Genomic DNA, 14,364 nt, shown 5'->3' with positions numbered 1-14,364 from the left:
GCGCTGCCCTTCCCCGGCTGCGGGCGGTCACGCCTCCCCGGGCACCGGACCCCGCGACCCCCTCAGTCCTCCCCGTACCGCGGATCCACCGTCTCCGGCGTCAGCCCGAGCAGCTCGGCCACCTGCTCCACGACCACTTCGTGCACCAGCGCGGCCCGCTCGTCCCGCCCCTTGGTGCGGATCTCCACCGGCCGCCGGTACACGACCACCCGGGCCTGCCGCCCGTCACGCGCAGGGATGATCCCCCCGAGCGGCACGGCCTCGTCCCCCCACACCGCCGCCTGATCACCCCGGCCCTCCAGCCGCGGTACCTCCAGCACGAGGAAATCGATGTCGGCCAGCTGCGGCCACCGCCGCTCGAGACGCTCCACGGAGTCCTGCACCAGGTCCGCGAACACATCGGCACGGCTGGCCGCCAGCGGCACCTGCGGCGGCGCGATCGGTCCTCGCATGCCCCGACCGTGGCGATCACGGCGACGAGGCCCGGGTCCGGCAGCACGGGGCGGTACACGGTTGTCCATCACTGGTGAAGCGTAGTCCCCGCGCCCTCCGCCCGTCCGTCCCCACGTGGCAACCGGCCGTACCCACCCCCACGTCGCAGGATGACCATTCCAGCCAACGTCTGGCTCGTTTCCGTAACCCTCCAAGACCGCCGAACACAAGGCAATTGACGATGTTTGTACCGACTCGTGACCGGACGCGCTCCCGCCTGGCATCCCCCGAACGGCCGTCACCGCAGGTCAGTGGGGCCCACTCGAAAGGGTGTGTGGGGCGTTTCACAGCGCGACACAGTGGAGTGACCTGGTGGAGAGTCGTCGCGGCCCGGTCAAGAGTGCGGTACCGTCCATCGTCGTGAGCCCTGTACGTCGCTGTTCGCGCACCGCCTGCGGCCGACCCGCCGTCGCGACGCTGACGTACGTCTACGCCGACTCGACCGCGGTCCTCGGCCCGCTCGCCACCTACGCCGAACCCCACTGCTACGACCTGTGCGCCGAGCACTCCGAGCGCCTGACCGCCCCGCGCGGCTGGGAGGTCGTCCGCCTCCTCGACGGCTCCGCCCCCGCCCAACCCAGTGGGGACGACCTGGAAGCGCTCGCCAACGCCGTGCGCGAGGCGGCCCGCCCGCAGGAACGCGCGGCCGGGGCCGGCGGCGCAGGCCGTGGGGCGGATCCCATGGAGGTGGCACGCCGCGGCCACCTGAGGGTCCTGCGCTCCCCGGACAACTGAGCGCCACCCGACGCCACCCCCGTCAGGCGTGACGATTCGCCTCGCCGGCGTGTTACGGCTCGGGGGCCACCGGACGTCGAGCCGGTGTCCGCGCACCGAGCCCTTGCCCCGGACGGGTAGTTTGTGGGCACCCATAGGACTTCAGGAGGGTTGGCCGTGACTGCTGATCTGTCGCAGATCGTGAAGGCGTACGACGTACGCGGAGTGGTCCCGGACCAGTGGGACGAGGCACTGGCCGGACTCTTCGGCGCCGCCTTCGCGGAGGTGACGGGAGCGGCGGCCGTCGTCGTCGGCCACGACATGCGACCCTCGTCGCCCGCCCTCTCCCGCGCCTTCGCACGCGGCGCGGCGGACCGCGGCGTCGACGTCACCGAGATCGGCCTGTGCTCCACGGACCAGCTGTACTACGCCTCGGGCGCACTGGACCTGCCCGGCGCGATGTTCACCGCCTCGCACAACCCGGCCCAGTACAACGGCATCAAGATGTGCCGCGCGGGCGCCGCCCCTGTCGGCCAGGACACGGGCCTGGCGCAGATCCGCGAGCTGGCCGAGCGCTGGCTGGCGCAGGGCGCCCCGGAGCCGGTGGCCCGGCCGGGAACCCTCTCCTCCCGCGAGACGTTGGAGGACTACGCGGCGTACCTCCGCTCCCTGGTCGACCTGACCTCCATCCGCCCGCTGAAGGTCGTGGTCGACGCCGGCAACGGCATGGGCGGCCACACGGTCCCCTCGGTCTTCGCCGGCCTGCCCCTGACCCTCGTCCCGATGTACTTCGAACTGGACGGCACCTTCCCCAACCACGAGGCCAACCCGCTCGACCCGGCCAACCTCGTGGACCTGCAGAAGCGGGTCCCGGCGGAGGACGCCGACCTCGGCATCGCCTTCGACGGCGACGCCGACCGCTGCTTCGTCGTCGACGAGAACGGCGACCCGGTCTCGCCGTCCGCGATCACCGCGCTGGTCGCCGCCCGTGAACTGGCCCGCAACGGCGGCACGGGCACGGTCATCCACAACCTGATCACGTCGCGTACGGTCCCCGAGGTCGTGCGGGAGAACGGCGGCTCCCCGGCCCGCACCCGGGTCGGCCACTCCTTCATCAAGGCCGAGATGGCCCGCACGGGCGCCATCTTCGGCGGCGAACACTCCGCCCACTACTACTTCAAGGACTTCTGGAACGCCGACACGGGCATGCTGGCCGCCCTGCACGTCCTCGCCGCCCTCGGCGGCCAGGAGGGCCCGCTGTCCGGCCTGGTCGCGCAGTACGACCGCTACGCGGGCTCCGGCGAGATCAACTCCACCGTCGCCGACCAGTCCGCCCGCCTCGCCGCGATCCGCGCCGCGTACGAGGGCCGCGCCGACGTCACCCTCGACGACCTCGACGGCCTCACGGTCGCCGCGGCCGACTGGTGGTTCAACGTCCGGCCCTCCAACACCGAGCCGCTCCTCCGCCTGAACGCCGAGGCCAGGGACGAGGCGACCATGACGAAGATCAGGGACGAGGCCCTGGCGATCATCAGGGGGTGAGCCCGGCGCGCCCCGGGCGCCACCGGAACCCCAGCCCCACCCCGCTGCCGGCGGTACGCTGACCAGCGGCTAGACAATCAACCCGCCGAAGGGACACCTCATGCCGCTCGAAGCCGGCCTCCTGGAGATCCTCGCCTGCCCGGCCTGCCACGCCCCCCTGAAGGAGCAGGACACCGAGCTGATCTGCACCGGCCAGGACTGCGGCCTCGCCTACCCGGTCCGCGACGGCATCCCGGTCCTGCTCGTCGACGAGGCCCGCCGCCCGCAGTGACGAGGACCGTCACCTCGTAGGACCCCAGGACACCCGGCGATCGGAGGCCCCCGCCCATGCTGGACGAATCGCTGCTCGACACCCCGGAGGGCCTCGCCGAGGCCGACCGCCGCGGACTGCTGCGCGGCGCGGCGGAGGCCGGCGCCCGCGTCCGCACCGCCGCCCGGCACGCCGTCGAGGCCGGCATCGGTGGCCTCAAGCCCGACGGCCGTCCCCGTGCCGTCCTGATCGCGGGCCCGGGCGCCGCAGCCACCCACACCGCCGATCTCCTCGGCACCCTGGCCGGCGCCGGCAGCCCCGTCGTACGGCTGCCCCCGAACGGGGTCGCCCCGGCCGCGGGAGCCCTGCGCTGGGAACTCCCGGGCTGGGCCGGGTCCGTGGACCTGCTGCTGATCGCCACCCCGGACGGCACCGAGCCGAGCCTCTCCCTCCTCGCCGACCAGGCCTACCGCCGGGGCTGCTCGCTCGCCGCGGTGGCCCCGTCCGGCACCCCGCTCGCCGAGGCGGTCGCCGGCGCCCACGGCCTGTTCGTACCGATGGCGACAGCTCCGTACGACCAGGGAGAACCGCTCGCCGCGTCCTCCCCTGGCGTCTTCTGGGCGCTGCTCACCCCCCTGCTGGCGCTCCTGGACCGGATCGGCCTGCTCGGCGCCGCGCCGGACGCCCTGGAGAAGATCGCCGACCGGCTGGACCTCGTCGCCGAGCGCTGCGGCCCGGCCATCGCGACCTACAGCAACCCGGCCAAGACCCTCGCCGCCGAACTCGCCGACGCGCTCCCCGTCGTGTGGACGGAGGGCACCTCGGCAGGTCCCGCGGGCCGCCGGTTCGCCGCCGCCCTCGCCGAACTCGCCGGCCGCCCGGCCCTGGTCGCCGAACTTCCCGAGGCGCTGGCCGAACACAGCGCCCTGCTGGCCGGCCCGCTCGCCGCCAGCGCCGACCCGGACGACTTCTTCCGCGACCGCGTCGATGAGGCACCCGCGCTGCACGCGCGCGTGGTGCTGCTGCGCGACCGCCCGCTCAGCGGCCTCACCGCAGCCCCGGCCGCCCGCGATCTGGCCCTCACCCATGACACGCCCATCAGCGAACTCGAACCCGAGGAGGGCGGCGAACTGGAGACCCTCGCGGAACTGATCGCCGTCACGGATTTCGCCGCCGTTTACCTGGCGCTCGCTTCGGGGGCCTGATCTGACTCCTGGCCGACCGACCGCGCCGCCCACCAGCGGCGCGAGAAGAAGCGACAACGCCGGCTGAGCCGCGTACGTACGGAGACAGAGAAGACACATGGACCGCCTCGACAACACCGTCCGCCCCTACGCCTGGGGTTCCCCCACCGCCATCCCGCACCTCCTCGGTGTGGAGCCGACCGGCGAACCGCAGGCGGAGATGTGGATGGGAGCCCACCCGGGCGCACCCTCGCGCACCGCACGCGGAACCCTCGTCGAGGTCATCGAGGCCCACCCGGAGCAGGAACTCGGCGCCGACGCGGTCGCCAGGTTCGGCCCGCACCTGCCGTTCCTGCTCAAGATCCTCGCTGCCGGCGCCCCCCTGTCCCTCCAGGTGCACCCGGACCTGCAGCAGGCCGGGGAGGGGTACGCCGACGAGGAGCGCCGCGGAATCCCGGTCGACGCCCCGCACCGCAACTACAAGGACGCCAACCACAAGCCCGAACTCATCTGCGCCCTCACCGAGTTCGACGGCCTGTGCGGCTTCCGCGACCCCGTACAGACCGCCGACCTGCTCGCCGGCCTCGGCGTCGACTCCCTCAAGCCGTACGTCGACCTGCTGCACGCCCACCCCGAGGACGCGGCCCTGCGCGAGGTCCTCACCGCGATCCTCAGCGCCGACCCCGAGGAGATGGCCCACACGGTCGCCGAGGCCACCGCCGCCTGCACCCGCCTCGGCGGCGCCTACGCCCCCTACGCCGACATCGCCCACCACTACCCCGGCGACCCCGGCGTCATCGCGGCCATGCTCCTCAACCACGTCCGGCTGCAGCCGGGCGAGGCCCTCTTCCTCGGCGCCGGCATCCCGCACGCCTACCTCAGCGGCCTCGGCGTCGAGATCATGGCCAACTCCGACAACGTCCTGCGCTGCGGCCTGACCCCCAAGCACGTCGACGTCCCCGAACTCCTGCGCATCGTCCGCTTCGAGGCGAGCGACCCGGGCGTGCTGCGCCCCGAGGCCTCCCCGGACGGCGAGGAGGTCTACGAGACGCCGATCGACGAGTTCCGGCTCTCCCGGTACGTCCTGCCCGAAGGCGGCAGCGCCCATGACGTCACCCTCGGCACCCCGCAGATCCTGCTCTGCACGGCCGGTTCCGTCCGGGCCGGGGAACAGGAACTGGGCGCCGGTCAGTCGGTGTTCGTCCCGGCCGGCGAGAAGGCGAAGATCTCGGGCGCGGGCACGGTCTTCCGCGCCACTGTGATCGTATGAACCAGGCTGTGCACGGCCGGTGATCATATGACCGGGCTTGTGGACACCTGACGCGCCGCTGCCCGGCCGGGCTGCAAGAATGGCCCACCGGCAAAGGCCGGGCAAAGCCGGGTACACGCGTGGACGGCGTGGACGTACGACGGCGGCAGAGTCGAAGGGACAACGCGGACACATGAGCGCGTCAGGCGGTACCAAGGCGATCGTGGCGGCACTCGGCGCCAACCTCGCGATCGCGGCATCGAAGTTCGTGGCGTTCGCGTTCAGCGGCTCCTCGTCGATGCTCGCCGAGGGCGTCCACTCGCTCGCCGACTCCGGCAACCAGTTCCTGCTGCTCGTGGGCGGCAAGCGCGCACAGCGCGAAGCCACCCCGCAACACCCGTTCGGCTACGGCCGCGACCGCTTCATCTACGCGTTCCTCGTCTCGATCGTGCTCTTCTCGGTCGGTGGCATGTTCGCCATCTACGAGGGCTACGAGAAGATCATCGAGCCGCACGAGCTGGAGAACTGGTTCTGGCCGGTGGGTGTCCTGGTCTTCGCGATCATCGCCGAGGGCTTCTCCTTCCGCACGGCCATCAAGGAGTCCAACGAGCTGCGCGGAAAGCTCTCCTGGGCCCAGTTCATCCGCCGGGCCAAGGCACCCGAGCTGCCCGTCGTCCTGCTGGAGGACTTCGGCGCGCTCATCGGTCTGGTCCTCGCCCTCGGCGGCGTCGGCCTCGCCCTCATCACCGGCGACGGCATCTGGGACGGCATCGGCACCGTCTGCATCGGTGTCCTGCTCGTCCTCATCGCCCTGGTCCTGGCCGCCGAGACCAAGTCGCTGCTGCTCGGCGAAGCCGCCGGTCTCGAGGACGTCAGGAAGATCGAGGCCGCGATCGTCGACGGTGACACGGTCACCCGCGTCATCCACATGCGCACCCTGCACCTCGGCCCCGAGGAGCTGCTGATCGCCGCCAAGATCGCCGTGCAGCACGACGACACGGCCGCCGAGGTCGCGAGCGCCATCGACGCCGCCGAGGCCCGCATCCGCGCCGCAGTCCCCATCGCCCGTGTCATCTACCTGGAGCCCGACATCTACAGCGAGGCCGAGGCCGCCAAGGGCCCGGACCCGGAGGCCACCCCGGGCGGCCCGAACCCCCACCCGGCCGGTCACTGACGTCCGGTACGGCGGCTGCCGTCACACCGGCTGAACCGGCCACGGTGCCGGCGGCACCCCCGCATCCCGCGTTGGGGCGGGCGGTCTGCGCAGTCCACGTGGCGACGGGAAGTCCACGTGGACGCGGCGGCGGGCGGCGGGCGCGGACAGCCGGGGCCGTGGCCGGTGGTCCGCGCAGCTCACGCGGTGGGCGCGCAGAACCCGCCGGCCCGCCCCTCACTCCGTCCGCTCACCCCACCTCGGCGAGCACGTCCAGCACCGCACGCCCGTCCGGTGCCGCGAGCAGCCGCTCCCGGAAGCCGGCGTCCATCAGCTTGCGGGACAGCAGCGCGAGGATGCGCAGATGCTCGTCGCCCGCGGCCGCCTCCGGTACCGCGATCATGAAGATCAGCCGGGCCTTCGTACCGTCCGGCGACCCCCACTCGACGCCCTCGGCCGACCGTGCGAAGCCGACGACCGGAGCCGTCACCGCATCCGTCTTGGCGTGCGGAATCGCTATCTCCTCGCCGAGTCCGGTGCTCCCCTGGTCCTCGCGCCGCAGTGCGGTCGCCACCAGCTCGGCCACATCGGCCACCCGGCCACTGCGCGTCAGCAACTCCGCCATCTCCCGGATCGCGGCCTCCTTGTCCACCGCCCCGAGCGCGACGCGTACGGTCCGCTGGGTCACATGCCCGGACAGCACCGCGGGCCCGTCCGCCGCGGCCGACACCGCCCGGGGCCCGTCCGCCGCGGCCGCTTCCGCCTGGGGCACGTCCGCCGCAGCCACCTCCGTCTGGGGCACGTCCGCGACAGTCGCTTCCGTCTGGGGCACGTCCGCGACAGCCGCTTCCGCCTGGGGCACGTCCGCCGCAGCCGCCTTCGCCACCGACCCGGCCACGTCGGCAGTGCTCCACGCGACCGAGCCCTGCACCACCCCAGCCCCGGCGGCGGAAGCACCCACCGGTGAGCGATCCCGCTGCACCGGCCCGGGTGCGACCGTGCCGGCCGGTACCGGCTCGACCGCACCGGACGCCTCCCCGGCGACCTGCGCACGGGCTCCGCGCCCGCTCACATCGACCAGGGCCACGGTCGCCAGCGCAGTCACCACCGTGCCGATCGCCACGGCCACGAAGAACATCGACACCCCGCTCACCGCGCCCAGCACCGCCACGATCGGCCCGCCGTGCGGCACCGCGTCCTTCACCCCGGCCAGTCCCGCCACCGCACCGGCCACCGCGCCGCCGAGCATGTTCGCCGGGATGACCTGAGCCGGCCGCGCCGCAGCGAACGGGATCGCGCCCTCGGAGATACCGAAGCACCCCATGAACAGCGCAGCGAGACCCGTCTCGCGCTCCTGCTCGGTGTAGAGCCGCCGACGGATCAGCGTGGCCAGGCCCTGCCCCAGCGGCATCACCGGGATCGCCGCGGCACACATGCCCATCACCGTCTGGTTGCCGCTCGCGAGGAGCCCCGCGCCGAACAGGAACGCCGTCTTGTTGACCGGACCGCCCATGTCGAACGCGATCATCAGGCCGAGGATCGCGCCGAGCAGCACCGCGCTCGTACCGGTCATCCCGCCGAGCCAGCTCGTGAGGTGCTCGAAGACCCAGGAGATCGGCTTGCCGATGACGTAGATGAAGAACAGCCCGAGTGCCGTCGTCGCCACGATCGGGATGACGATGATCGGCATGATCGGCTGCACGAACCTCGGTACCCGGACCTTCTTGATCCCCGACACCAGATACCCGGCGAGGAACCCGGTCACGATCGCCCCGATGAAGCCCGCGCCGGCCTGGGAGTCGTAGAGAGCCCCGGTGTTCGCGATCCAGCCGCCGATCATGCCCGGCACCAGCGCGGGCCGGTCCGCGATGGCATAGGCGATGTAGCCGGACAGGATCGGGATCATCAGCTGGAAGCCGATGCCGCCGATCGCGTTGACGTGCGCCCAGAACGTGCCGTCCGGGATCACATAGCCCTTGGCCGTGGCGTGGCCGCCGAGCGCCAGCGAGACCGCGATGAGCAGTCCGCCGACGACCACGAACGGGATCATGTACGACACGCCGTTCATCAGCGCCTTGTACACCGGCCCCCGCTCCCTGCCACCGTCCGGTGAAGGCCCTGCCGACCGGGCGCCGGCTCCGTCCGCGCCGTGCACGGGCGCCGACCGCACCCTCTCGAGCAGCAGCTCGGGGTGGCGGATGCCCTCGGCGACCCCGACCGTCAGCAGGCGCTTGCCCACGAAGCGGCTGAGGTCGACGTCCTTGTCGGCGGCGACGATGATCCCGTCCGCATGTCTGACATCGTTGTCATCAAGGACGTTCTCGGCCCCGATGGACCCCTGCGTCTCCACCTTCATCTCGATGCCGCGGCTCGCGGCGGCCTGCGCGAGCTTTTCCGCCGCCATGTACGTGTGCGCGATACCGGTGGGGCAGGCGGTCACTGCCAGCAGCCTCAGCCGCTGCCCTTCGTCATCGCGGCCACCCGTGGCGGGTGGGCCGGCCGGACTGGTCACGTCGGTCTCCTCACGGTTTCGTCATGCGCGGCGCCGTCCCGACACCCCGCGAGCGGAACCGGAACTCCCGGTCCCCCCTGCATCCTGCACCACCCCACCCCCACCCCGAAGACGCAAAAGTCCCAGTTCACGCCGGTCTATCGCCCCTGGTTCCACGGTTTCCGCACAACCACCGGCACCCGCGACAGTCCCCCGAACCAGCCACCGAACGGCCCGAAGTATGCGGAGGCGGACTGGGGCCGACCGGGTCGTCCGGTGTAGCTTGGGACGGAGCCAGACGTCGCTGCTGATGGCGGTCGGGCGGTCCCACGAGGACCGACCGAGGGAGAGAGGGCCTCCGACGGACTGCGCTGCGCGCACGTGGGCATGCCTGTGTCCTCTTTTCGGGCACCCCTGTGTCCGCCGCCGCGCAGACCAGCCGTACCCACCTCGCCCCAACCCCGAGGAGCAGCTCACAATGACGACTGTCGACAACCGACAGGACTTCAAGGTCGCCGATCTTTCCCTGGCCGAGTTCGGCCGTAAGGAGATCACTCTCGCCGAGCACGAGATGCCGGGTCTGATGGCGATCCGCAAGGAGTACGCCGAGGCGCAGCCGCTGGCCGGTGCCCGTATCACCGGTTCGCTGCACATGACGGTGCAGACCGCTGTGCTCATCGAGACCCTGGCCGCCCTGGGCGCCGAGGTTCGTTGGGCGTCCTGCAACATCTTCTCCACGCAGGACCACGCGGCCGCCGCGATCGCCGTCGGCCCGGACGGTACGCCGGAGAACCCGCAGGGCATCCCGGTCTTCGCCTGGAAGGGTGAGACCCTGGAGGAGTACTGGTGGTGCACGGAGCAGGCGCTGACCTGGCCGGACAGCCCCACCGGCGGCCCGAACATGATCCTGGACGACGGCGGCGACGCCACCCTCCTCGTCCACAAGGGCGTCGAGTACGAGAAGGACGGCAAGGTCCCCGGCCTGGAGACCGCCGAGTCCGACGAGCACCGCGTCATCCTCCAGCTGCTCCACCGCACCCTGGGCGAGAACCCCCAGAAGTGGACCCAGCTGGCCTCCGAGATCCGTGGTGTCACCGAGGAGACCACCACGGGCGTGCACCGTCTGTACGAGATGCAGCGTGATGGTGTTCTGCTGTTCCCGGCGATCAATGTGAACGATGCCGTCACCAAGTCGAAGTTCGACAACAAGTACGGCTGCCGGCATTCGCTGGTGGACGGTATCAACCGTGCCACCGATGTGCTGATCGGCGGTAAGACGGCGGTCGTGTGTGGTTACGGTGACGTGGGCAAGGGCTGTGCGGAGTCCCTGCGTGGCCAGGGCGCGCGGGTGATCATCACCGAGATCGACCCGATCTGCGCGCTGCAGGCGGCGATGGACGGTTATCAGGTCACGACGCTGGAGGAGGTTGTCGAGAGCGCCGACATCTTCATCACGACGACCGGTAACAAGGACATCATCATGGCCTCGGACATGGCCCGGATGAAGCACCAGGCGATCGTGGGGAACATCGGCCACTTCGACAACGAGATCGACATGGCCGGTCTCGCGCAGATTCCGGGCATCGTCAAGGACGAGGTGAAGCCGCAGGTCCACACGTGGACGTTCCCGGACGGCAAGAAGATCATCGTGCTGTCCGAGGGCCGTCTGCTGAACCTGGGCAACGCCACCGGTCACCCGTCGTTCGTGATGTCCAACTCCTTCGCGGACCAGACGCTGGCCCAGATCGAGCTGTTCACCAAGCCCGACGAGTACCCGACCGGTGTCTACGTGCTGCCCAAGCACCTCGACGAGAAGGTCGCCCGGCTGCACCTGGCCTCGCTCGGCGTGAAGCTGACGACGCTGCGCCCGGAGCAGGCCGCCTACATCGGCGTCGAGGTCGACGGCCCGTACAAGTCGGACCACTACCGCTACTGAGCCGGTGAACCCGTAGTCCGGCCGGCCGGGGAGTGCACCGGTGCACCGACGCACCCCCCGGCAGCAGGTCCTCAGAGGCAGGCCCCCGCACCCCCGTGCCGGGGGCCTGCCCCTTTGGCAGCCGACCTGAGGCTTCCGGCCGGACCAGCCCGTCAAGACCGAGGACCACCCCCATGCCCCGCGGCCGATATTCGCTCCACGATCCGCACGATCACACCCCCCTCGGTGAAGAGCACTTCCAGTGCGCCCCCGGCCCCTCCGGCTGGCGCTACGTCTCCCGGCTGACCACCCCCGCCGGCGATCAACGCGGCTCGGTCGACCTCGCCCTGGACGACCTCGGCCGCCCCATCCGCCTCGAACTCCATGCGGGCGACTGGCAGGTGCGCGGCGCCGCCCTCGACGGCGTCACCTGGGTCCGCACCGACGCCACCGGAACCCATGCCACCGAAGGCAACGTGCGCGCCCACGCCTTCACCGGCACGTCCCCCGCGTTCCTCGTCGCCACCGCCCGTCTGCTGCGCCTCACCTCCTCATCCGCCGCAACCCGGATACGCCTCGTGTCCTTCACCGGCCCGGTCCTCGCCCCCCGCACCGTGGACCAGTCCTGGGCTCTGATCGACAGCGAAGCACACGCCACTGACAACGGGCCCCTGACGGTCGAGGAGTACCAGGTCACAGCCCTGGACACCGGGGAGCAGCACACCGTTCACCTCGCCGGTGACGTCGTCCTGGCCGCACCCGGGATCGAGCTGGAGGACCTTCAGTCACCGCCGTCGACCTTCGGCTGAGCGCGGCGACCATGAAACCGGCCCCACGCCCCGGCCCCGAGCACACTCCGCCCTACGCCGGCGGCGCGAACCCGGTGGCCGGACGATCGGCCTGCGCCTGATCCCGCGGCGGTGCCGCCTGCGGAGCGGCAGAGGCCTGCGGCTGGGACGAGGGCAGGAGCTGATCCCTGGCAGGAGACCGGAACGCGGCCGGAGGCTGACTTACGGCCGGAGGCTGGTACGCGGCCGGAGGCTGGTACGCGGCCGGGGGCTGAGCGGCAGCCGGAGCCGGGTGCCAGGCTTGCGCCGGGTACGACCCCGTCGGCTGATACGGCGCCGGGGCGCCGGGCTGTGCCGCCGCCCCGGAGCCGAATCCACCGGCGCCCCCGAACGCCCGCCGGGCCTCACGGGCCTGCCGCTCGTGCACCACAGCCGCCAGGAAGACAGCCGGAGGGAGATCGCCGGGCACCGGAGCCCCCGTACGCGCCGCGAGATCGGCCGCGAGCCGCTGCGCCATGTCCGCGGAGACCCGAGGGTCCAGCTGCTGCATCCGCGTCAGGTACTGCCGGACGGCAAGCCACAGCCCGTCCGGAACCGCCGACAGATCCAGCTCGGCGAACCGCCCCGCGAGCCAGGGAGGCGGAGGCGGTACGAAGCCGGCCCGGGCGACCGGTACCCGCTCCCGCACGACCAGGGTCCCTGCGAACACGTCCCCGAGCCGCCGCCCTCGCACCGACACCAGCGAGGCGATACAGGCCACCACTCCGAACGTCATCAGGATCTCGATCACCCCGACCGCGCCCCGTACCAGCGCATGCCGGAACCGGATCGGCCCACCGTCGTCCCGCACCACCCGGAGCCCGAAGACCAGCTTCCCCAGCGAACGCCCGTGACTGAGCGTCTCGACCGCGATCGGCCCGCCGACCAGCACCAGCAGAAACGATGCGATCGACAGTGCCACCTGCGCGGCCTCGTCCAGGGAGGCCGCCGACGCCACCAGCACCGCGACCACGACGATGTACACGACCACGGCCACCACCAGATCGAGCAGCACGGCCAGCGCCCTGCTCGGCAGCTTGGCGGGCCGCAGTTCGAGCGCCACCGCCTCGCCCGTCACCAGCTCACTCACGCCCGCCGTCCTTCCTGATCTGCCCCCGGGACCGCAAGTCTGCCAAGCTGTGGGCGATCGCGCCGCAGTACGACAAGCTGACAGCAAGCACGAGCTTCCACGACGAGCCGTGGACGACCAGCCGAGGAGCAGACAGACCCGATGGACCTGGACGTCTTCGTCTCCGTGCACCGAGCCGAATGGGACCGCCTCGACGCTCTGCTGCGCCGCCGGCGCCGTCTCACCGGCGCGGAGGCGGACGAACTCGTCGCCCTCTACCAGCGCACGGCCACCCATCTCTCCCTGATCCAGTCCAGCGCTCCGGACCCGCACCTGACGGGACGGCTAAGCCAGCTCGTGGCACGCGCGCGCAGTGCCGTCACCGGCACCCGCCGGGCATCGTGGCGCGACGCCACGCGCTTCCTGACCCAGGGCTTCCCGGCCGCCGTCTACCGCGCGCGCCACTGGTGGGTACCCACGGCTCTCGTGTCCACCGCCGTCGCGATCCTCCTGGGCTGGTGGATCGGCACCCATCCCGAGGTGCAGTCGTCCATCGCGGCCCCGAGCCAGCTGCGCGAGCTGACCCGCCCCGGCGGCGAGTACGAGACCTACTACTCCAGCCATCCCGCGGCCGCTTTCGCAGCGCAGGTGTGGACGAACAACGCGCAGGCGGCCGCGCTGTGCCTGGTCCTGGGCATCTTCCTGGGCCTGCCCGTCCTCTGGATCCTCTTCGAGAACATGCTCAATCTGGGCGTCGGCTTCGGCCTCATGTCCTCGGCGGGCCGCCTCGACACCTTCCTCGGGCTCGTCCTCCCGCACGGCCTGCTCGAACTGACCGCGGTCTTCGTCGCCGCCGGCACGGGCCTGCGCCTGGGCTGGACACTCATAGACCCCGGTCCCCGTACCCGGCGCACCGCCCTCGCGGAGGAGGGGCGGGCCGCCATCGGCATGGCGATCGGCCTCGCCCTGGTCCTGTTCGTCTCCGGCGCCATCGAAGGCTTCGTCACCCCGTCCGGCCTGCCCACCTGGGGCCGCATAGGCATCGGCGTCGCGGCAGAGCTGGCCTTCCTCGCATACGTCTTCGTCCTGGGCGGACGCGCGACACGCGCGGGTGAGACCGGCGATCTGGAAGCGGCGGACCGCAGTGCCTCCGTGCCCATGGCCGCCTGATGTGCGTCGGACCCCTGTGAACTGCTAGTGTCCTCTTCGCCCCGCAAGAGCTGTTGACACGGCAGGCGCGGGGAGGTAGATTCAAACAGTTGCCTAGAGCTGGACAAGTTCAGCGGCGACCACATAGAATCTACTTGCCTCTCCAAGAGCCGTGAATGGCATTCGGAGGGCACCTCCGATTACTCAGAAATGAGCGGCCGGTCAGACCGGCCAAGAACTTCTGATAAAGTCGGAACCGCCGGAAAGGGAAACGCGAGAGCGGGAACCTGGAAAGCACCGAGGAAATCGGATCGAGAAAAGATCTGATA

At 71.4% G+C, this 14,364-nt stretch carries 12 protein-coding genes; 9 read left to right on the top strand and 3 right to left on the bottom strand.

All coding sequences use genetic code 11. The features are described from left to right. Nucleotides 1–62: 62 nt before the first annotated feature. Entirely contained in the window at nt 63–452 is a 390-nt protein-coding gene (locus ACZ4SF_RS35205) for a metallopeptidase family protein (RefSeq protein ID WP_468392636.1), read from the bottom strand. A gap of 352 nt (nt 453–804) precedes the next feature. Here ACZ4SF_RS35205 and ACZ4SF_RS35200 point away from each other — a divergent pair, with 352 nt between their 5' ends. The 6 genes from ACZ4SF_RS35200 to ACZ4SF_RS35175 all read left to right on the top strand — a co-directional run bounded on the left by ACZ4SF_RS35200 (nt 805) and on the right by ACZ4SF_RS35175 (nt 6,605). After that, on the top strand, nt 805–1,227 hold the full coding sequence (locus tag ACZ4SF_RS35200; RefSeq protein ID WP_468392634.1) for a DUF3499 domain-containing protein: 423 nt from the start codon (nt 805–807) through the stop codon (nt 1,225–1,227). Nucleotides 1,228–1,383: 156 nt separating this feature from the next. Continuing rightward, nucleotides 1,384–2,748, top strand: coding sequence for a phosphomannomutase/phosphoglucomutase (locus ACZ4SF_RS35195; RefSeq protein ID WP_468392632.1), 1,365 nt, complete (start codon nt 1,384–1,386; stop codon nt 2,746–2,748). 100 nt (nt 2,749–2,848) lie between these two features. Beyond that, nucleotides 2,849–3,019: a Trm112 family protein gene (locus tag ACZ4SF_RS35190; protein WP_190018705.1), complete on the top strand. Its 171-nt coding sequence runs from the start codon at nt 2,849–2,851 to the stop codon at nt 3,017–3,019. A gap of 56 nt (nt 3,020–3,075) precedes the next feature. Further along, entirely contained in the window at nt 3,076–4,203 is a 1,128-nt protein-coding gene (locus ACZ4SF_RS35185; RefSeq protein WP_468392630.1) for an SIS domain-containing protein, read from the top strand. Nucleotides 4,204–4,300: 97 nt separating this feature from the next. Continuing rightward, a complete protein-coding gene (gene manA / locus ACZ4SF_RS35180; protein ID WP_468392628.1) occupies nt 4,301–5,452 on the top strand; it encodes a mannose-6-phosphate isomerase, class I in 1,152 nt (383 codons plus the stop codon). A gap of 172 nt (nt 5,453–5,624) precedes the next feature. Continuing rightward, nucleotides 5,625–6,605, top strand: coding sequence for a cation diffusion facilitator family transporter (locus ACZ4SF_RS35175; RefSeq protein WP_468392626.1), 981 nt, complete (start codon nt 5,625–5,627; stop codon nt 6,603–6,605). A 229-nt stretch (nt 6,606–6,834) separates the two neighbouring features. Here ACZ4SF_RS35175 and ACZ4SF_RS35170 read toward each other — a convergent pair whose 3' ends face one another. Next, on the bottom strand, nt 6,835–9,096 hold the full coding sequence (locus tag ACZ4SF_RS35170) for a fructose-specific PTS transporter subunit EIIC (protein ID WP_468392624.1): 2,262 nt from the start codon (nt 9,094–9,096) through the stop codon (nt 6,835–6,837). A gap of 457 nt (nt 9,097–9,553) precedes the next feature. On the opposite strand from ACZ4SF_RS35170, the gene ahcY reads away from it, so the two are divergent. Beyond that, complete coding sequence (gene ahcY / locus ACZ4SF_RS35165; protein ID WP_468392622.1) at nt 9,554–11,011, top strand: adenosylhomocysteinase; 1,458 nt, start codon at nt 9,554–9,556, stop codon at nt 11,009–11,011. Between the two features lie 173 nt (nt 11,012–11,184). Next, nucleotides 11,185–11,799, top strand: coding sequence for a hypothetical protein (locus ACZ4SF_RS35160; RefSeq protein WP_468392620.1), 615 nt, complete (start codon nt 11,185–11,187; stop codon nt 11,797–11,799). 52 nt (nt 11,800–11,851) lie between these two features. On the opposite strand, the gene ACZ4SF_RS35155 is transcribed toward ACZ4SF_RS35160, so the two are convergent. Continuing rightward, entirely contained in the window at nt 11,852–12,907 is a 1,056-nt protein-coding gene (locus tag ACZ4SF_RS35155; protein WP_468392618.1) for an RDD family protein, read from the bottom strand. A 141-nt stretch (nt 12,908–13,048) separates the two neighbouring features. Between ACZ4SF_RS35155 and ACZ4SF_RS35150 the strand changes: the two genes are divergently transcribed. After that, complete coding sequence (locus ACZ4SF_RS35150; RefSeq protein ID WP_468392616.1) at nt 13,049–14,056, top strand: stage II sporulation protein M; 1,008 nt, start codon at nt 13,049–13,051, stop codon at nt 14,054–14,056. Nucleotides 14,057–14,364 lie beyond the last annotated feature (308 nt).

The sequence above is a fragment of the Streptomyces sp. NPDC027663 genome, from assembly GCF_055566415.1.
The sequence above is the reverse complement of the archived record's forward strand: the minus strand, read 5'-3'. Positions and strand labels throughout refer to the sequence as shown.